Below are 20703 nucleotides of genomic sequence, written 5' to 3' on the forward strand. Positions count from 1 at the left end.
CTTATTCATCTCCCTTCGAACCGAACAGACCCCAGCAAAACTTATTGGATAAATACATAAGCAGCAGCAAGAATACGGACAAAGCGGATGCATAGCCCAGCTCGAAACGAATAAATCCGTAATCGTCGATCTGGTTCATAATGAGATGGCCGGAATATTGCGGCGTAGGGTTCATCCCCGACAGCTCCGTGCCGATGCTGCCCGCCTTGAAGGTTCCGACGATGGCCATAACCGCTCCGAACAGCATCTGAGGCTTCATGGACGGAATCGTAATGTACCAGATTTCCTCCAGCCTGGATTTGATGCCGTCGAGTCTCCCCGCTTCGTACAGGTCGGGATTGACGTTCAAGATGCCCGCCATCATCGCCAGAAATCCGATCCCCATGCTGGACCACAGCGTAACGACGATCATGGACGACATCAGATGCTCCTTGCTCGTCACCCATAACACGGGGTCGCTTATGAATCCCCATTCGAGCAGAAAGCTGTTCAAGTAACCGATCCGGTCGCCGCTCAGCATCGGCAGCCAGACGATGGTCATTGCGATTCCCCCCATCAGCGACGGGGAATACATCGCGAGGGCAAACCATTTGCGCAAGCGTACGGGAAGAATCGTGATTAACCAGGCCAGCAGGAAGGCGGCAATGTAGCCGCACGGTCCTGCGATGATCGCGAATTTGAACGTATTCGGCAACGCGTATTTCAGAAACAACAGATCCTCCGAAATCATATAACGGAAATTCGCCCAGCCGACAAAGCGAGGCGGCTCGAGTGAGTTATAGGTCATAAAGCTGAGCAGAAACGCGCTTACGACCGGAATTAATATAAATAGGACAAAACAGATCATAAACGGCGCAATGAACAGGTACGACAACCGGAAGCGCCAAATTTCCCTCAGCAGCTCGGACGCCTTTCCTTTCGCGCGGAGCGATGTTCCGCCGGATGCGGAAGGTTTTTTCAAAGCCTGCGCGTTAATCTCTGACATATGGATTCACCCCTTCCCATGGCTGGTTGACCTCGGGCAAATCAAGCGGCCGAAGCACCTCGCCCACGCTGTCGATAATGCCGAATTCCTGCAGTTTTCTTCGCATTTCCCGTTCGATCTCCAAAGTCGACGTCTCGAGCGAACTCCGGTAATTGATGCCGTCGACGACGCTCCGGTTCCAGGCGTTCTGCAGCTCCCTTTCCAGGAAGTAGCTGCCCGGCACGTTCGGAATTTCCTTGAACCAGCGCCATTGCTCGAGAATGCCGTTCAAATCTTCCTGCTTCCACGGAAGGTGGACGAACGCTTCGATATTCGAGGTGTTCCAACGGAAGGATAGGCCGTTAATCGTCTCCAGATCGGAGCCGTACCTCTCCTGTACCTCGGCGGAGGTCCACCACTTGAGAAACTCCCAGCTTTGCTCGGCTTTTTTGGTCTTCTTGAAGATGACGGACGATTGCAGGTTGCCGCCCATCCACCTGGCCACTTCTCCGCCGCTCTGCTTCACGCCCGGAATCGGCGCGATGCCCCAATACCCGTTCAGCTCGGGAGCAGCTACCATCAGCTGGATGTACATGCTGAAGTCCGAGATGCCGATCGGGACGGTGCCGCTTCTGAACGACTGGTAAAAGCTGGCCAGCTGTTGATCTACGGCGTATACGTTATACAGGTCGGTCCATTCCTTGAAGGCTTTGTATCCCGCTTCCGTTCCCAGAGCCGTCTGCAGGCCGTTCTTGTTGAAATAATCGGCTCCGTTCTGGAAGAAAAACGGCATATGCTGAGTCGGCGCCATATTGAGATTGTTCTGCTGCAAGGTAGGGAGCATATCATAGACCTCTTCCCAGGTGTCGGGCACCTCGAGTCCAAGCTCCTTCAATATATCTTTGCGGTAATAGAGCATGGAGAAGCTCTGCGTCTCCGGTACCGCGTAATAGCCTTTGTCGTAGTAGAAAGGCGTCCAGGAGCCCGGCGCGAAACGCTTGTATACCGCATCGAAATCCTGGAACCGCGTCAGATCGTACAGCCCGTTGCGGATCGCGTAATCGAACGGCAGCGTCTCCGGCAAACCGAGCGCGACGTCCGGCGCGATATCGGCCGCGTTCATCAGCACGAGCAAATTCGTATCCGGAAGCAAGTTGACCTTTACCTTGATACCCGTCTTCGGCGTAAACTGCTCTTCGGCCAGCTGTTGCAGAAGATTGACGTAATCGCGTCCACGGAGCACCCATACGTTCAGCACATCGTCATCCATGCTACTCAGCTGCTCCTTCGACTGGAACGAAGAAAAGAAATTAACGAATGTCCCTTCCAGCTTTTTGAAGAAACCCGCTTCCATCTTTGGAAACTTCTCGTTCTCCGGCACGATATAAATGCGGTCAAGCCCAAGCGGCTGGGTCTTCAGCTGCTGCAGCATCTCGGCGACCTTGCCCTGCATTGTGACGAAACGGTCGGTTTTGTACGGAATCTGATTCGGATCCGCAAGCATGGAACGGATATCCTTGATCGTCGTGAACAATCCTTGCGTGACGGCATCCTTCTTGCCGTTGACCTCGATCAGCTTTTTCTGAACAGCGTCCAGCGAGTCTCCGATTGTACCGAGCTTATCCGTAAAACCGGGCAGCTCGGTATTGATTTTCCAAGTTCTGTTCGTGTCGTTGGAACCTCCGGTCAGCGCTTTCAGATCGGTCGCAAGCTCCATCAGCTCGGTTACGGTTTTCTCCAGCTCGGAGATCATCGGTTTGACGGGAGCACCGGTCGCGCGCATCGAGATCGTATTGCTTCCTTTTTCCATATAGAACAGGTATGGCTCCTCCTGCTCGTCCTCGAGCCGGACGCCCTGCCAGCCGGACTCGTACGGGAACCGGTACGCCTTCATTTCGGCGAACGGAATTTCGCCGTTGACCATAATCGTCCGGAAGGACGAACGGTTGGAGGAGTAATTTTGTTTGGTTCGCATTCCGATTTTGTAATATCCGCTTTCCGGAACGTCGAAGGTCCAGCTGATTTCGCCGTTTCCGGTTGACCAGCGCGAGCCGTCGATCGTGTTGAACGTGATTTTCCCGCGTTTATACGGCGTGCTGTTGATCTCGTTGTCATAGCGAAGCGAGATCGAGGAGACGCTTTTCCAATCGCCCTGCTCGGCTTCGATAACGATCGGCTCCCCGCTCGTTCCGGCTCCGCTTTTGCCGGCATTCTCCTGCTTTGCCGTCTCGTAGTCCGGAACCTGCTCCGGATCCGACAGCTCGATGGAGCCGAGCGCGAATGGCTCGTTGCTGGTAAAGCGGAGCGTATGCTTCCCGGGCGTCAAGTACCACTGCAGCGGTTCGACGTAAGCCCCTCCCGAATCTCGCAGCGATGTCGTAATCCAGCCGCTGATATCCTCGGCCATCGGACGGATCTGATCGCCGTTCGAGTCGACGGCAGCCGGGAAAGGATCCTTCCAGCGGCGGTCCAGCGTGATGGATCTCGCTTCAAGAAACGCATTGTTTCCGTCGAACGAGACGTTCAGCAGGATCGGCCTTCTGCGGTTGCCGTCCGTAACGGGACGGTACGTCAAATCGATCTGGTACAGCCCGGCTTGCTCGATGGATACATCGTATTCAACCCATTCCTCGTTCGTAAGGCCCCAATCGAGCGCCTCCGCCCGGCCGTCCACGGTGCCGACTCGAACGCTGGCGCCTTCCGATGTACGCGCAAAGCCGGCGCCGGACAAGCTGACCTTTCCGTCATGTTCGGAAGGCGCTCCCGCTTGCTTCCATTCCGCCAGCTTATCCAGAAAGTAGGGCTCGCCCGTTTCGTTCGCTGCTGCCGTCTGCGATTCCTCCGGCGATTCCTTCTGCGGCTCCTCCGCCGACAAGGCTGATGCTTCCTCCGCGGAATTCGCCGACTGCGTTCCCCCGGCGTTCCCCGCTGCTCCGACTGTCCAAGGCAGCAGCATAGCGAATGCCAATGCCGGCACGATGATTGCACGCCATCTCGTAAGCGCCCTTAACATTCATCTCTCCCCCTTTGCACCCATCATTCGTACATCAAGCTTTCCGATGTATCCTTATCGAAGTAAAGCGCTTTCGACATGTTCAGCGTAACGGTGATTTTATGGTCCTCCTTGTAATCAAAGCCAGAAGTCGTACGGACGGCAAAGGGCGTGTCCGTTCCGATATCCACATACAGATACATATCCGCTCCCATTAGCTCCGCCACCTTGAGCGTGCCCGTTATCTGGCTGCGCGGATGACGATCGGCCATTTCCGGCTCTGCATGCGCATACTCGCATCGAATGCCGATCACAACTCTCCGGTTCACTTTGCCGTGCTTCCGCAGCAGCTGCGCGTGCTCGTCCGGAATGGCCAGGTAGCTCCGCTGCGTCTGCAGATCCAGCTTGCCTCCGTCCGTTTCCACGACCTTCCCTTCGATGAAGTTGATCGGCGGCGTCCCGATAAAGCTCGCGACGAACATATTTCTCGGATTGCCGTAGATCAGGCGCGGACTGTCGACCTGCTGAATCACGCCGTCCTTCATGACGACGATCCGGTTGCCCATCGTCATCGCTTCCACCTGATCATGCGTTACATAAACAGTCGTCACGCCGAGTTGTTTATGAAGCCGGATAATCTCCGTACGCATCTGAACTCTTAGCTTGGCATCAAGGTTCGACAGCGGCTCGTCCATCAAGAACACGCTAGGCTTTCGGACGATCGCCCGGCCGAGCGCGACGCGCTGGCGCTGACCGCCCGACAACTGTCTCGGCTTTCGATCCAGAAACTGCTCGATCTCCAGCGTGCGCGACGTCGATTTGACCGACAGATCGATCTCGTGCTTCGGCTCCTTGCGCAGACGCAGGCCGAACGCGATATTTTCGTAAATATTCATATTCGGGTACAACGCGTAGTTCTGGAAGACCATCGCAATATCGCGATCCTTAGGCGGCAGATGATTCACCAGCTTATCCCCGATGTACAGTTCGCCGGAAGTAATATCCTCCAGCCCGGCGATCATGCGGAGCGTCGTCGATTTGCCGCAGCCAGACCCGCCGACCATGACAAGAAACTCGCCGTCCTCGATCTCTAGGTTAAAATCCTTTACGGCATATTGTTTGTCCTTGCCATATCGTTTCTCTACATGCTTTAGTACAATGCGCCCCATGGCGGCACCTCCGAACAATTGGGTATGGAATAGTCCGCTGTCTTTGTCCTGGCAATGTTCAACCTTTATTGCATGCTCCGCCGAATTCGCAGCGCCAAATACGGCCTGCCCGGCAGGCTGATCGCGCAATCGCCGGAGAAGGTCCCCTCGATCGGCTCGATCGTCATGTTCCAGGTATCGATAACTTCCGCGGTATACGCGGCGTCCTCCGAAAGCTGGACCGGACGGACGATCGGCCGGTGAATGCCGAAGTACAACAAGTAATAGTCTTCCTGTTTGCCGAGAGCCGGCACATCCTTAATCGTGTCGATGACTGTTAAATGCCGCGGCGCATCCTCCAGCACCTTCCTAAGAAATCCGATTCGATCGGGACTCGTGCCGTGCAGTTCTCCTCCGTGCGACCACCAGATGATGTTCTCGGGATGCATGTACGTCTCTCCGTGACCGACGTAAGCGCCGCGAACGGTTCCTTCCCAGAACCGGTGCGTCATCTCTTCACCTGTGATGTTGCCCCATCGGCGAGGGATATCGCCTTCGTAGCAGCACTCGTCCACGACGACCGGCTTCCCGTATGCGCGTCGGATCGAGTCTACAGCGGTAAGATCCCAGTGCTGCAGGCTGACGTGATCGACCCATGGTTTCGAGTGGTCGTAGAGATCAAGCGACGTGGGATCGTACATTTTCGTTCCGTTGTGGATTGAACGGAGATGCCCGTAAGGATCGTTTTCTTGCACGATTTGGAATAACCGGTCCCAGTCTTCTTTCCGCTTTTCCCTCATGAAATCGTACTCATTGGCCAGCGACCACCATACGTTGCGATAAGCGGCCAGGCGCGCGATGACATATCGCAAATAAAATTCATCTCGATCCGGGCTCATCCTGTCGAATCCCCAATGTCCCTTGTCGTAAGGGTGAAACAAGATGACATCCGCTTCAATCCCCAGCTCCGCCAATTGCTCGATTCGCCGTTCCAGCCCCTGGAAGAACCGCGGTTCGAACCGTTCAAGGTCGAAACCGTCTTCCTTCGAGCCCGGAAAAGCAAAGAGCGCCGGTTCGGTGACGTTGAAGGTATACCTTTTGGGAAAGACGCACATGCGTATTTTATTGAAGGGAGAATTCCGCAGCGCTTCGAGCGTCTCCGCCTGCAGCGGCTCGTTCTGGTGTACCCAAGCGTAGCAAGTCGTTCCGAACGGAATGTAGGGCGATCCGTCCGCATATTCGAATGAATCCCGCGATGCGACACGAACGGGTCCGTGATTGCCGGCTCCGGCGTCCGTGCATTCGAACTTGCCGGTTAAGGCATCCAGCGCCGGAACGTTGCTGCTTGTCAAGAATGTCCAAGGTCCGACAGCATCCGGCATAAATCTGATTTTGTAGACGCCGTCCCCGTCGTAGAACCCATTTGCCTTCACCGTCCGCTCGCCGCTCCGGAATGCAGCCTCCAGCTGGACGCCGCTGAACGGATTTTCAAGCGTTTCATCGACATTGATAGCGGTTTCAAATACAGCCCATCTTCCAACTGTTTTGTTATAAATCACGCGTTGTCTCTCCTTCCGCATGGCCAAGCCCCCAAACAGGCCCGCCGGATGCGAATTTTCCTCATTATACAATGCTAATCTCCCCCTTTTATAGGCGATTCAGGCCGTTTCTATAGGGGGATGCAATCCGGGCAAGCGGTTCTCCGGCATTCCGGAAATCGGATTGACCCATTAGCCATGCAGAAGCGCTCGAATCATGCTGCGCGGAGCTGCAGCATGGCAAAAAAAGCGCAATCCCGCTAGGGAATGCGCTTTCATTTTTACATTGAGGCCATTCTAAATTCCGGATCCGGCGTGCTTCTCCGGTACTCTCTGGGCGTAACGCCCGTCTTCTTGCGAAACAGCGAGTGGAAAAACTTCATATCCTGATAGCCAACCTGATTGGCGGCCTCCTGAATCGATATTTCGGTCGATTTCAGTAGCTCGCAGCAGCGCTGAACCCGGATATTTTGCAAAAATTGCATGAACGTGACGCCTGTCGTTTTCTTGAACAACCGTTGAAAGTGGCTTGGGCTCATGAACGACCTCTCCGCTACCTGCTGAACCGTGAGGTTCGTGGCAAAGTGATCGTTAATGTATTGGATGGCGTCATCCATGTTGTTCGTCGGCGTGGATACCATGCTCCCGTCGCACTCATATCGCTGCAGCATGGCCAGGACCTGGATGAGCTGCCCCATCATCAGAAATTCATAACGAGGTCCCTTCTTCAAATATTCTCTGAACATCCCGTGCATGATGGACAAAAACTTGTCGAACTTGTCCTGGTATTGAAGCCACTTGGCCGACGGCGACGAGCCGTACAACATACTGTGCAGCTTGGTCGATTCGCAGATGACGGACTTCAATTGCTCCAGCAGGCAAGTCCGGAAGATGCAGTTGTAGATGACAAGTTGATTGTCCTGGGAAGAAGGCCGGAACACATGCGACGTGCCGATCGGTATGACGAACAGATCGCCGCGTTTGATCGGGATCAACTGATCCTCGACATAATGATATCCGCTGCCTTCCTCCACATAGCTGATTTCTATAAAATCATGGGTATGCTGCGATAGACAAAACCCTTCGACTTCGCGATTAATGAATATGTCAAAATCAGGATTAAAAAAAATATCCCCGCTCAATTCGATGATGCGCCAATTCATACGATCACCCCGGTCGAGTGTGTTTGTGATTCTACACTTCGTAAACACTTCATTACCGTTTTATAGTAGCAAAATTTCTCAATTAAAGCGATTGCAAAAAAAGTCTATTCCGCTCTAAATTTTCATGAACGTTCGTTAAACGGGCGTCCTCCCGTTCTCCTTCACCCATTCCTCGGTAAAGCGCACATATTTGATCGCTTTCCTCAGGTACGAATAAGCGGCGTGGATGCTGCCGTCCTTTGTTCCCATAATGCTCGGATAAGAATACCCGGTTTGCTTCTCCTTATGCTCGAGATCCGACATCTGGACGTTTTTGACATGGGGCCAAGTCTTGCCGCCATCCTCCGAGATCGCGACGGTCAGCGGCGTCCGCAGCGTCTTCTTGCGCCATTCGCCATTCCTCTCGATCCAGCGGTATTGATCTCTCTCCATCGTAGAATCGTTATAGATAATCGCCAAATGCCCGTTCGCAAGCTTCGCCAATTGAATGGAGGAATTGTTGTTCGGCAAAGATGTTTTTGCCGGCTCGCTCCACGTTTTGCCGAAATCCTTGGAGACGCTGCCGTAGATGCGGTCGGCATGGCGGCTGCGGAAGACGGCGAACAACATGCCGCCGTCGAGCTCCACAACGCTCATTTGAACACGATGAAGGCTGCCTTGCACCTCGTATTCCGACCATGTCTCTCCTTGGTCGGCCGATATAAGCACCACGCTGTAATGTCCGCCGGGCTTGCAGTAATAACAAGGCAGCAGCCATTCTCCGTTGCTCATCGCGAGAATCGGCTGACGGAGGAACATGCCGGGGCCCTCATGCAGGACAAACGGCTCCCCCCATGTATATCCTCGATCATCCGAGATGCGGCCGACGATTTTGGAGGTCTGCTGGTTGTGCGGCTCATTCGATGTATGCAGAAGCCACACCTTGTTGTCCGGCGCCTGGAAGACGAGCGGATTTTGCTCCGAGCGCTCCGGATCGGCCGCTACCTCGATCGGCTCCTCCCACCGTTCGCCGCCTGCGGGAAGCCTCGACAGCAGCACGTTCGTATCCGGATTGCCCTCGCCGCTTCCGGAGAACCAGACGCAAAGCAAATCTCCGTTGTCCAGCGCCAGCAAATTCGCCGAATGGCTATCGGGCTCGTAACGGATAGGCAGCAAGGCCTCCGTCAGCTGCGGATCCTGCTCCGATTGACTTAATATCCCGTTGTACCGTTCCGTTAATTGCATGAGTTATCCCTCTTTCGTCATTTATTCTTCGGCAACGTCGCCGCCGCCAAGCTATCCGAGGCAAAGACCGGTTGTCCGTTCAAATACAGCTTGTAGCCTGCTTCGATTCCGTCCGGATACCTGCCGAGGCCCGGCTTTCCGTAAGTGATCCGAATGTCTTGTCCCGCCGCCTTCACATGGTCAAGCTCGAAATAATCGAGACCGATATCGAGCGGTTCGAGACGGAGGCCGCCATCTTCGACGGAGAGACCCGCCACATGGCTGACGATCAGATCGATATAATACGAGTGGTTGTATTCCTGTTCATCGCTTAACGGTTCTCCGGTGTCGCTGTTGTAATGCTCAACCAGTCCCGGCCTGTTCAGATCGCGGTTCTGGAAATGGAGGAACGAATATTCCTTCAGGCCGCGCGCGAACGCTTCATTATAAGCGTTGCCGCGGCGCTTGCTCTCGCGGGCGAGCGCGTCCAGCGTAATCGCGTTCGTGTACGGCCAAGTCGGCCCGTTCCACATGCAGCCGTTACGGCCTTTAAGAAAAAAGCCGAACCATCCGCCTTCCTTCGAGTAGGCGACGCTGTCGGCCGACACCGTCGGATAAGGGCAAGCGGTCGCGAATTGTTTCGGATCGAGCAAATGGGCAACCAGGCCGTCATGCCTCTCGTCGAGCATCTCCGCCCACGCCGGATAGAAGCCGACTATATTTTTGACAAGCGCCTTCTCGTCCGTCTGGTCATGCAGATCGTAGAAAAACGCCGACGCTTCGTCCCACATCTTCTCCAGCACGTCATGTTTGATCCGCTCCGCAAGCTGCAGGTATTTAACCGATTCCGGATCGCCCGCCGCTTCGCACAACCGGGCTACGCCGAGCGTGTTCAGATAATGATAGACGGTTCGATCCACCCGCTTCACATGCGTGTACGTTTCCGGATCCTTCGGATTGCGGGGATAATCGTGGAAATACCAATAGCTTGGCTGATATTCCTTCCCTGTCCGGGTATGCCGGTATTCCGTCATTAATCCGTCCCGTTCGTTGCCGTACACTTCCTGCCAGCTCGAGATTTGGTCTTTAAGTCCAGGAAGCGCCTTCAATATAGCGTTCTCATCGCGATGGACGAGAAACAAGCGGTAAGCCGCCCAACCGATATAGTTAGCGAAAGAGTGCATCCTCTCGTCCGCCATCAAGCAGCAGTACATGCCGTTTTCCGCCGGCGTTTCCTGCATGTTCCGCAGCGCTCCCAAGCTGGGCGCGGGATCGTGATGCCACCTGGCGTCCATCAAATGAAGCGGCACCGATAAATTGATCAGCTTGCTGAACTCCCATCCTCCCTTGGAGAACGGCCGCTTGCCCTTCTTATGGGAACGTCCTTCATAGAACAGCGGATGCTGCAGCAATCCGTAACGCGGATCGGCCATGTTGTGCCGGAGCAGGAACCACCTGTACGTCCACGTCTTGTCCAGTACCGGGTCGCTGCTCTTGAAGCGCGGCGCGGCGTCGAACCAGCGCTGGTACTCCTTCTGCTGCACGGATGCTGTCTCCTCAAGGCTTGCGGGCTTTTGGATGAAACGATTTGCGCGGCTCATTAAAGCTTCGATGCCGTCGAGCGACCGGATGCCGAGCGCCGCGGCTACAATAAACGTTTTTGTCTCGCCGGGCTGCAGGCTTACTCCGTCGCTAAGCAGTTTCGGCTCGCTTGCAACGAGGCAAGCGTCGATGTCAAAGCTGAAAAAAGGGATATCGAAACCGCCCTGCAAACCTGCATCGCCGCAGGCTCGAAAATCCGTCGGGGCAGTCGCTTGCAGCAACAGCTCGCCATCAGACCGGTTCGTCCAGGTCTGGCAGGAAACGGCGCAGTCCTCCCAAGTAATAAATTTCGTCTCCGCATAGCCGATCCGGTCGTCCGAATAGGCGAGACGGAGCTGGCTGGGATACCAATCGGCTGAAGCCGTTTCCATTTTGCAGGCATGGCCGTTAACCGTTATGGTGAACAGGAGCGGAATATTTACTTTGTGAATGAAGTCGAATCGGCCGATAAAGCCCGGTGCGGCTTCCACGTAATCGGCCCATAATCGCGCTCCCGTAGGACCGAGCAGCAGCCCTCCCGGGACGGTGCGCAGCGCCTTTCTCCCGGCCCTTAACTCCTCGTCGATCATGCTATTGCCCCCCTGTCGTACAGATTGAAACCGCCAAGCCGCCTAAGACGATGTAAGCCGTTTCACCTTATTTACCAGTATATCTGCTAGACTTTTTTTGTTCTGTGGGGTTATCGGCAAATTTATAGGGCAATCCAACCCGCTTGCCAAATCCCCTTCCTTTTTCCAAATCGAAATCACCTATGTTTGAGAAACCAACACGCGCAAAGCTATGTTTAACCCACAACGTTTCCACCGATATGAGAATTACCTGCTAAACCACATAGCGCGCAAAAGGGGATGGTCGCCCATCCCCCCTCTTGGCGCAGCTGCCCCCTGAGGGCGGCGTCAACCTTTCACGATTGTTACTTTTGCGACAATTGCTCCTGGATTAACTTGTTCGCATTCTCTTCCGCTCTGCGAAGCGCCGTATTGACATCGAGGTTGCCCATCGCTATTTGCCGGACGGCATCCTTGTCGAAGGCATCCTCGATGACAATTTCATCGAATTGCGTAAGGACGCGGGATGGCGCCGGCTTGCCATAGTACAGCGCGTCAATGTTCTTTTCGCTTGCGAACGGATAGTCGGAGAACGCCACATCGCGAACCGATTGCGTCGTAAGCGGCGTTATCATGCCTTTCTTGGACATGATCGTCTGATACTCTTCCGAGATCAAATATTTGAGCACTTCCATGGCGGCATCCTGGTTTTTCGAAAGAGCCGAAATGCCTGCATAAGTAGCATTTGGCTGCGTATTCACCCCGGGCATATCCTTGAAGGTCGGAACGGCCGCAATATCCCAGTCCATGGCGAGCGAGCTCTCGGCATCCTGCATCCAACCCGACGTATAGATATACATGCCAATTATGAAATCTCTGTTGAAGTCGACGTGCGCGAGCCAATCCTCGGTCGCGCGTTTTTGCACGCCCGGATCCCGGGTGAAGTCGTAGAACACGTTTTCGAAGATGAATTTCCATTGATCGTTATTGACGGTCGCCTTATTCGTCTCCGGATCGACAAAGCCTGCCGAATTTTGGGCGACGCGGAGATAGTGCTTCGGCGACATCCACAGACCGATGTACTGTTTGCCCCCTTCATTGCGGGTAATCTTTTTGGACAACTCCAGCGCTTCGTCCCAGGTCATGCCGTCCTTAGGATATTCCACTCCGAACCGGTCGAAGATGCCCTTGTTGTAATACATAACGAATTTGTTGTCGCTGAGCGGCAGCAGATTCACCTTTCCGTCGATTTTGACCGGCTCCAGATAGGCCGGCTCGATGGCGCTGATGTCAACGGCATGCTTCTCAATTAATGCGGTGAGGTCAAGAGCCAGATTGGCAGGTACGTAATCTTCCCTTAACTCGCCTGCCGACGACAGATACATATCGATTTGCGTGCCGGATGCGATAACCTGCTCCAATTTCTGCTCGTCCGTCTGGTTGATATAGGTAATGTTGATATTCGGGAATTTTTGCTTGATATGTTGGCCGTAGCGCTCTTCGAATTGTTCGGGGCTTGCCAAGCCGAACCAGGTCAGATCGGCTTTAAGATCCGCCGGATTTCCGGCGCCGGCATCGGCGCCTTCAGGCGGTGTCTCGTTCTGCGGGGACTCCGCATTGCCCTCGGAATTGCCGGAGCATGCCGCCAGGACGGTGAGAAGCATGACCAAAGTCAACATCATTGAAACCATTTTCCTTGCCATAACCATCATTTCCTCCCGTTCTCTATACGAAACGCGATGCGTCGCCATGAACGGGGGCCCCCGGTTCACCTTGCTTCATCATTATATCGGCCAGGCTATCGTTTTTCACCGGGGTTAAAGACGAATTCATAGGGCAATCCAACCCTAAAAAATAAAAAAAGGGAGATGGTCGCCCCTCTCCCTCTTCGTACGGCTGCCCCTGGAAGGCTTCGTCATCCGTGTCTGCTTGTTAATTTTGCGCCAATTGTTCCTGAATCAGCTTATTCGCTAGCTCTTCGGCATTGCGGAGCGCCGTATTGACATCGAGTTTGCCCATCGCGATTTGCCGGACGGCATCCTGGTCCAAAGCATCCTCGATAACAAGCTCGTCGAATTGCGTAAGCACGCGGGAAGGAGCCGGCTTTCCGTAGAATAGCGCTTTGATGTTCTTTTCGCTTGCGAACGGATAGTCGGCGAAAGCCGCATCGCGAACCGATTGCGTCGTAAGCGGAGTAATCATGCCTTTCTTGGATATAATCGTCTGATATTCTTCCGAGATCAAATATTTGAGCACTTGCATGGCAACATCCTGGTTTTTCGAAAGAGCCGAGATACCTACGTAAGTAGCATATGGCTGCGTGTTCACCTCAGGCATATCCTTGAAGGTCGGAACGGCTGCAATGTCCCAGTCCATGGCGAGCGAAGTATCGGCAGACGACATCCAGCCCGATGTGTAGATATACATGCCGACTAAGAATTCCTTGTTGAAATCCTTGTGCGCGAGCCACTCTTCGCTCGCTCGTTTTTGCAAGCCAGGATCCCGAGTGAAGTTGTAGAAAATATTTTCGAAAATGAATTTCCATTGGTCGTTGTTGACGGTCGCCTTATTTGTCTCCGGATCGATAAAGCCGGCCGAATTTTGAGCGACGCGGAGATAGTGCTTCGGCGACATCCACAAACCGATATACTGCTTGCCGCCTTCATTGCGGGTAATTTGTTTGGACAGCTCCAGTGCTTCATCCCAAGTCATGCCATCCCAAGGATACTTCACGCCGAACCGGTCGAAGATGCCTTTGTTGTAATACATGACGAATTTGTTGTCGGTGATCGGCAGCAAATTTACATTTCCGTCGATTTTGACCGGCTCCAGATAGGCCGGCTCGATCGTGCTGATATCGACGGCATGCTTCTCGAGCAACGGGGTGAGATTAAGCGCCATGTTGGCCGGCACGTAGTCTTCCCTTAACTCGCCGGCCGACGACAGAAACATGTCGATTTCCGTGCCGGATGCGATAACCTGCTCCAATTTCTGCTCGTCCGTCTGGTTGATATAGGTAATGTTGATATTCGGAAATTTTTGCTTGATATATTGGTTGTAACGCTCTTCGAATTGTTCGGGACCCATCAAGCCGAACCAAGTCAGATCGGCTTTCAGATCCGCCGGATTGCCGGTGCCGGCGTCGGTGCCTTCAGGCGCTGCCGACTCGGAAGGCGTGTTGCTCGCGCTCTGCGAGGGCTCCGCATTGTTTCCGGAATTGCTCGCGCAAGCCGACAGGACAGTTAGAAGCATAACCAAGGATACCATCATCGAAACCATTTTCCGCACCATAATTATCAATACCTCCCTTTATATTCAACCATTGTTTTGAATATCTTACATTGTAAGCGCTGTCTAAATTGCTATAATAACCCCCCCGTTATCCTCCTTTCAAATGAACGGCGTTATGTAATTCCTGCTGTTGACAACAATTATTATATAGACAAATCCGCTGCCAATCTTAGGGGGAAACTGCTTTTCTATAGGGGAATACGATGCATTTGAACAAGGGCTCGCCGCCATGCCGTCGCATGTCTGGCGAGCCCTAGATCCGTACTTTCTGCATCGTGCAGCCTCGAATGTAGCCTGAAATTGTACTGCATTGTGTCGGCTGGGCACGTGACGTTATTTTAAATATTTCTCGTAAATTGTCCGCGTTTCGTCGAGCCCTACCTTCTCCAGATCGCTCAAGTAGCCGTTCCATGTTTCGTCGTTGCCGATATCGATCATCCCCATAATCGCTTTCGTAGCGAACTGGTAAGCCACATCCTCGAGGGCGCTGACCGTCGTGCCCACCGTCTCTTGTTCCTCCTCGGTAAGCGGAGCGTTCTTCGGCGTCACGTTATAGTTCGGGGCAAACTCCTTCATCGCTTCCTGCTTTTTCAAATACCCGGCATCGGATTTCATGAATTCCGCGCTTTGGCTTAGCCACCAATCGAAGCCGTGCTGCTCCGCCACCTTCTGACGATCGAGCCCTTCCTTGTATTTCATCGTCCCGCCTTCGTTCACGTAGGTGACGTTGTCCAGGCCCGCCTGATGGAACAGCTGTCCTTCCGGCGTGGCGCCCCATTCGACATATTCGATTAGGCGGTCCAGCTTCTCCGGCTCGTCGGCAAGCTTGCTGCTGAAGACCGGACCGAACAACGAGAAGTTAAGCGGCTTGAATTCCAGTGCAGGTTGCTCCGAGGCGCTTGGCAGCATGCGTGCGAATTCCCACAGGCCTTCCGGAATATCCGTTAAGGCGTAATCCGGGTCGACCGTATGGCTTGCGTATTGGAAGTCCAGCAGCACCTTGCCCGTGAGGCGCTTCGCTTTCCACTGATTTTTACCGCAAGGATGCGTTCGATAAGGCCGGCATCGCTTCGTTCCCGGCCACGATGGATGAGCTGTACGAGTCGGCGAAGAAGCTGAAAGAAGTCTATCCCGATTCCGTGCCGATCGGCGTTCGCGGCTGCAAGGAAACGGCGGCGTCAAAAACTTGATGAACGGCTTCCGCCAGACGTTCCGCAATACGCAAAACAGCAACACGCGCGGATGCTTTGTCAACGCCAGGTTCCATACCACCTTGCCGACTTCGTCCGGATCGTTCCAGAAATCCACGTCATCGGGTCGCTGCTCGCCACGGTCGGCAGCATATAGAGCTTGCCGTTGCTGCTGCCGTTCCCGTTATTTGCCTGGCTGCAGCCCGTCGCCGCGACCACCCCGCAATCGCGAGCAGCGCCACTTTCCGTTTCCGGCCGAACGGGACGTCGCCGATCCACAGCGGCTGAGCGTCCAGCTTGTCGAGCCGGTTCGCGGAAATGACGGCTTCGCTTTTCTCCAGGTAGACAAACAGATCGGAGAAGAGCTGGTTCGTCGACAGCATGTTCAATTCGTTCTTCTGCAGCTGGGAGAGCTTGTACACCGCCTGTGGCGGCCATGAAGCGTCGGCGATAATCATCACATTCAGCAGCTCCGAATCGAGCGACAGCTGGGACACGATATCGCGGATTTCCGTCAACAGCCGGTTCAGCGCATCCTCGCTCTGCTCCAGCATCGCCAGGTTCAGCTCCGCCGCGTCCTCGCCCACGACCTGAACCGTCTGGTAATAGGATAGGCGCCTACCAGCAGCGGAATCAACAGGATGAGCACGTAGGACAATAAAAATTTGCCGAACAGCTTTCGCTTGCCGTTAAATTCGAACACCTGTTTCCGTTCCATCGGTCATCGCTCCTTTGAAGCCATAATCGCCCGCAAACGCAAACGGCCGACGCCGCCTAAGGCAGCGTCAGCTCGTTATGGGTTGACCCTCCGCTACTTCCACGTCAAGGGAACGTTTCCCGGTCTGTCCTGCAGCGCTTCCGCTAGATGAAGCAGCGCCAGCGGCAGCGGATCGTCGGTCAAAATCCGTTCCTCCGAAACAAACGCGCCGTTATCGGCAACTTTCGTAAGCAATTGCTCTCCCGTCTGCCGGGCATAGGATAAAAATCTGCGGTCGTCCGTCGCCTTATACAGCTCCAACAAGCCGTACAGCAGACGGTAATCGGCGTTGTCCTCCCTCTGCTCCCAAGTGCGGACTCCGCCCCCGCTTGGTTGGCCGATATCTCCCGCGCCCATCCCATCGGCGATGGATTTCGCCATCTCCCATAGAAACGGATCGCGCGAATGCCGGTAGCCTGCCGCGTACATCCAGAAAAAATCCGGACCAGCGGGGATTGCGCCAAACACCCTCCCTTTCGGCCCGAAGTAGCCGTCGCGATCCAGCGACAGCCCTTCGATCGGGTATCCGTCGGTCAGCATCGGGACAAAGCCGTTGTCGGATCGGCGGTATGCGATTTTACCCCAAGCCGCTATTTCCTCGCAAGCCCATCGGATGAAGCATTCCGCCACTTCCCCCGCTTGTTCGCCGATCGCCAGCATACAGCGCTGGACGACGGGCCGCGGCTTGAAGAGCGTTCCTTCATAGACGTCATGGCCTTCCGGAATAAGCGGCGCCAGCTGATACTGCGCCCGGTCGCCCTTTACCGCCGGGCCGTTGCACCAGGAGTTTGCGGATTGGCTGAATTGGTAGCCGCTGATCCCGATGCCGGGCTGTCTCGTTTCCACGTAACGGCGCGCCAGCCGTTTCGACCACGCCAGCGGCGCTTTCTCGCCCGACAGCTTCGCCAGCATCGCGGCAGCGTAATACAGATCGCTGCCGGCGTTTACGAACGTCAATCCGCGTCCCCAGAAGAATACGTCACCGCCCTTGTATTCATGCTCCCATAACCGTCCAGGCGGCGTTCCGTAAGGTCCGTGTCGGTTGAAATCCAGGCGCGACCAGTCCAGGATATGCGCATTCCACATCGCTTCGATATACCGTCTTGTTCCTTCCGGATCCGCCCGCCACATCAGCTCGTAATCCGGGTAATGAAATTTCAGCTCGTGCACCTTCGATTTGTCTCTGGCGTATTCGATCGATCTGTTCTCTACGTTGTAGGCGGTATGGCCTCCCCACAAGAGCAGGCCGCCGTCATCTGTCTGGCTATCCAGTAGAAAGCGGTTGACCGCGAGCGCGCGTTCTTCGTACGCCGGATCGCCCGTCAGCCAGGTAAGGCCGCATAGCAGCTTTTGCCAGCGCTGCTGGCTTGCGGGACTCGCGAGCAGCGCTTCGCGGTTCACATGATCCGGGTCGTATGCGACCGGCGATAGCGTGCGCGAATCTAACGCGTTGACAAACAAGGGGGTTTCTCCGGCTTTGTCCGATGCGTGCTTCAGCAGCAGGCCGGCGTGCTTTGCTACTATCCCGATCAGCCCGGCCGCCGCTTCCGAGTCGGTTTTCACTGGACCATCTCCACCTCCTTCATTTCGTACAGCCAATCGAGTAGCGTACGCTCTTCGTTTTGCGGATCGAATTCCCGGTCAGACAGGTTCTGATGCAGCTCAATGACGCCAAGAATCAGAAACGCCCCTTTGCCGAAACAAAGCGTATGCCGGCCGGCCTCGTAAGGCAAAGCATGGACATGGACCGAAGGATAGACGAACAGCCGTATGCCTCTGCGGATCACCGGATCCAATCCGAATGTATACTGGTCGACGGCAGCGACTCCCCCAGGCTTCATCCATTGGTCGTCTCTGGAATTGAAGCATCCTACCAGAATCAGGGAAGGCTCCTTCAGCTCCACGTCGAGCCGAATTTCTTCGTGCGCCGCCCGCAGCTGGCTGTACCTTATTCCCGTCAAGCCGTACAATTCCTCCGCGCAGCTAATAATCGGAATGTCGCCGTCGGTGAAGACGCGGGCGCCTTTCTCGATCCGGTACAGCTCGGCATCCTCGCTCAGCAGCGTAAAGCTTGCCTGACGATATCGCCGATAGGAAACGGACGGCGCCTGATTCAGGGACGCCGGCATTTTGCCAGCCCGCAGCTCTCCGATACGCTGTCGGAAAACGGCAAGCTCCCGTTCGAACAGGGGGAGACAGTCCCTCCAATGGTTGATGAATTTCCCCTCGCGGAACGGGATTTTGCGATGCGCCGTCTGCATGCCGTTTGCGAATCCGTAATGCTTCTCCGTCGTTTCCGTCAGCTTGCGGTATGCGGCTACGCTTTTGTCCAACCATTCCGCCGCCTCCTCCAGCAGCGACACCCTTTCGGCGTATTTTCCGAAGGCGGTATGCTTATACATGAACACGAGCAGCGCGGCTCTTACCTTGTACGTATACGTATTCGTCATCGCTTTGATCGCGTCAATATCGGCAGCAAGACGTTCGAACTCGGCTTTATTTTTTTTCACGGTCATCCTAGCCTGCTTTGCCGCTTTCGAAGCTTCTTCGGAAGCACGCTCTACTTCCTCCACGATATCGAGCGGCGTCTCGCCCAGATGAGGCATGCCCGCCAGTTGCTTCAACACGAACTCCTCCAGCCTCTCTCCTTGCGGAGCATGCGATTCCCACAGCTCGGACCATGGGACGTGCCGTTCCGGATTCGTCAGCTGACTCATCGTCATGCCGAGGCTCATCGTCTGGCGGTTGCCTTGCGTTATGCCAAAACGACGCAGCAGCTTGGGCGCGCAAGTCCCGATCGTTTCATAGGCGTGCAACAAATGCTCGGCCGACTGCCTGCTTCCGTACTTTTCCTCCAGTCGGGCTATCCAGTGGCTTTTCTCCGCCTTCCCGTCCCGGTCCGAATTCCATGCGTAACGGAGCCACGCTTCAAACCAGATCCAGTCGCGGTCCACCTGCTTGATCGGGTGCTCCGACCTGTCCGGCGAATAAGGCCAGCTCCAGTAGGACAGCGGGAAAATTTGCAGCGCCGAGGCTTTTAAGCGGTACCTCGCCGCCTGAACGCAGCGTTGAATAAAGGATGGAGCTCCCCAGCGGAACGGTTCCAAATTGGCATTCATATGCACGGTGACGAGGTGTTTGCCATCGCGCTCTGCCAGCCGCCGATGCAGCCCTTGCGCTCCCCCCCTTGGCGTCCAGGTGGTGAGGGATTCCCCGTTGAATTTCATTTCGCTGTGAAGATTGGGATAAAGCCCGTCAGCCTCTTTCATCACCTTCTCGATGTCGATGGCGTGCGAGCGCACGACGACGGGCGGCGGCTCCGCGGCAGCCGACTGGCCGAAGCCTTCCATGATGCCGGGCAGAATCGTTTCGCACAGCCATTCCGCCCCGTACATTTGCCCCTTCAGCTTTTCGCCCAGACAGACCATCAGGCCGACCGAAGGGAAAGCGCGTACAAACGCGGTCAGCAAGCGGCGGAAATAATCGCTAGTCTCTGGCAAAGGCTTTAACTGCTTATAAGACAAACCGTGCTTGTCGGCAAAACCTTGCGGAATATGAATGCTGTAGAAGGCCAAAAAGCACTGTATCCCGCGCCTGTCCGCCTCTTCCGTCAGCCAATGCAGCAAGCTTGCATTCTCCTCCAGTTGATCCTTCGTCACCTCCCGCGCCTCCGGCTCGCCCGGCAGATCGATCAGCGAGGCGAACGGATTCGCGTTCCATAGGTAAAGGGAGTTGCCCCGGTGCTCGAGCAGCATGTCCAGGTAGTCGAGCCACATGACTCTGTCGTAAAACCAAGGAAAGCGGTCTGGCGTCAGAGGATATTCGAAGGGCTGCCGCCCGGGTTCCACGTGCTGCTTCTGCATGCCGATGGCGGGTCCGCGCCAGTCCAGGCATGGCGTGTCCCCGAACGACAGCTCGCGCGGCAGTCCTCCTTCCTCGCGGATTCGGACCGCCAGCTCCTGGCATCCGTACAGCGCGCCGCTATCGTTCCCGCCGGAGACCACGACTAGCCGGCCCGGACATGATGCCAGATAGAAGCCTTCGCCGGTAGGCTCATCCGTATGATAGAGCAGCACATCGCGCGCCTCGAGCTCCGCGAGCAGCTCGGAGCCCGTGCGGCGCCCTACGTAAATTTTGCGGTTGCCCGTATCGCGATAACGGTTCCATGCCCAACCACCCGCCTTTTCCTCCACCATGTAATCGCAAGCCTCGAGCGCTTCTCTCAGCAGCCGCACGCCATGCAGCATACGGGGAGAAGCGTCCAAATCGTAGCCAATCGCAATCATTTCCAGCATGCGGCTTCCTCT

The 20703-nt window shown here is 55.2% G+C and carries 14 protein-coding genes; all 14 read right to left on the reverse strand.

Annotation, left to right across the window (positions count from 1 at the left end; translation table 11 throughout):
* Window position 1: 1 nt before the first annotated feature.
* On the reverse strand, window positions 2-985 hold the full coding sequence (locus tag MHH82_RS15595; RefSeq protein WP_015735276.1) for a carbohydrate ABC transporter permease: 984 nt from the start codon (window positions 983-985) through the stop codon (window positions 2-4).
* The gene (locus tag MHH82_RS15600; protein WP_251495704.1) at window positions 972-3977 is read right to left on the reverse strand and encodes an extracellular solute-binding protein; all 3006 of its coding nucleotides are present in this window, start codon (window positions 3975-3977) and stop codon (window positions 972-974) included. The genes MHH82_RS15595 and MHH82_RS15600 overlap by 14 nt, the downstream gene beginning before the upstream one ends.
* A gap of 23 nt (window positions 3978-4000) precedes the next feature.
* Window positions 4001-5125 carry an ABC transporter ATP-binding protein gene (locus tag MHH82_RS15605; protein WP_340969992.1) on the reverse strand — a complete coding sequence of 375 codons (1125 nt, stop codon included), beginning with the start codon at window positions 5123-5125 and terminating at the stop codon, window positions 4001-4003.
* Between the two features lie 65 nt (window positions 5126-5190).
* Window positions 5191-6735 carry a DUF5605 domain-containing protein gene (locus MHH82_RS15610; RefSeq protein WP_235201789.1) on the reverse strand — a complete coding sequence of 515 codons (1545 nt, stop codon included), beginning with the start codon at window positions 6733-6735 and terminating at the stop codon, window positions 5191-5193.
* 188 nt (window positions 6736-6923) lie between these two features.
* On the reverse strand, window positions 6924-7805 hold the full coding sequence (locus tag MHH82_RS15615; RefSeq protein WP_036662981.1) for an AraC family transcriptional regulator: 882 nt from the start codon (window positions 7803-7805) through the stop codon (window positions 6924-6926).
* Window positions 7806-7940: 135 nt separating this feature from the next.
* On the reverse strand, window positions 7941-9029 hold the full coding sequence (locus MHH82_RS15620; protein ID WP_036662979.1) for a sialidase family protein: 1089 nt from the start codon (window positions 9027-9029) through the stop codon (window positions 7941-7943).
* 17 nt (window positions 9030-9046) lie between these two features.
* Window positions 9047-11179 carry an MGH1-like glycoside hydrolase domain-containing protein gene (locus MHH82_RS15625; protein ID WP_051425354.1) on the reverse strand — a complete coding sequence of 711 codons (2133 nt, stop codon included), beginning with the start codon at window positions 11177-11179 and terminating at the stop codon, window positions 9047-9049.
* 344 nt (window positions 11180-11523) lie between these two features.
* Window positions 11524-12861: an extracellular solute-binding protein gene (locus MHH82_RS15630; protein WP_144374242.1), complete on the reverse strand. Its 1338-nt coding sequence runs from the start codon at window positions 12859-12861 to the stop codon at window positions 11524-11526.
* Window positions 12862-13090: 229 nt separating this feature from the next.
* Window positions 13091-14449, reverse strand: a complete 1359-nt coding sequence (locus MHH82_RS15635; protein WP_015735284.1) for an extracellular solute-binding protein — start codon at window positions 14447-14449, stop codon at window positions 13091-13093.
* A 333-nt stretch (window positions 14450-14782) separates the two neighbouring features.
* Window positions 14783-15757 carry a hypothetical protein gene (locus MHH82_RS15640; protein ID WP_036662976.1) on the reverse strand — a complete coding sequence of 325 codons (975 nt, stop codon included), beginning with the start codon at window positions 15755-15757 and terminating at the stop codon, window positions 14783-14785.
* A 1-nt stretch (window position 15758) separates the two neighbouring features.
* Window positions 15759-16226, reverse strand: a complete 468-nt coding sequence (locus MHH82_RS15650) for a hypothetical protein (RefSeq protein WP_036662973.1) — start codon at window positions 16224-16226, stop codon at window positions 15759-15761.
* Window positions 16202-16357, reverse strand: a complete 156-nt coding sequence (locus MHH82_RS15655) for a hypothetical protein (RefSeq protein ID WP_155989882.1) — start codon at window positions 16355-16357, stop codon at window positions 16202-16204. The genes MHH82_RS15650 and MHH82_RS15655 overlap by 25 nt, the downstream gene beginning before the upstream one ends.
* A 93-nt stretch (window positions 16358-16450) precedes the next feature.
* Window positions 16451-17959, reverse strand: coding sequence for a hypothetical protein (locus MHH82_RS15660; RefSeq protein ID WP_340966647.1), 1509 nt, complete (start codon window positions 17957-17959; stop codon window positions 16451-16453).
* Window positions 17956-20691 (reverse strand): hypothetical protein, encoded by a 2736-nt coding sequence (locus tag MHH82_RS15665; protein ID WP_145036373.1) that lies wholly within the window; start codon window positions 20689-20691, stop codon window positions 17956-17958. The genes MHH82_RS15660 and MHH82_RS15665 overlap by 4 nt, the downstream gene beginning before the upstream one ends.
* Window positions 20692-20703: the final 12 nt, after the last annotated feature.

The organism is Bacillus sp. FSL K6-6540 (genome assembly GCF_038007545.1).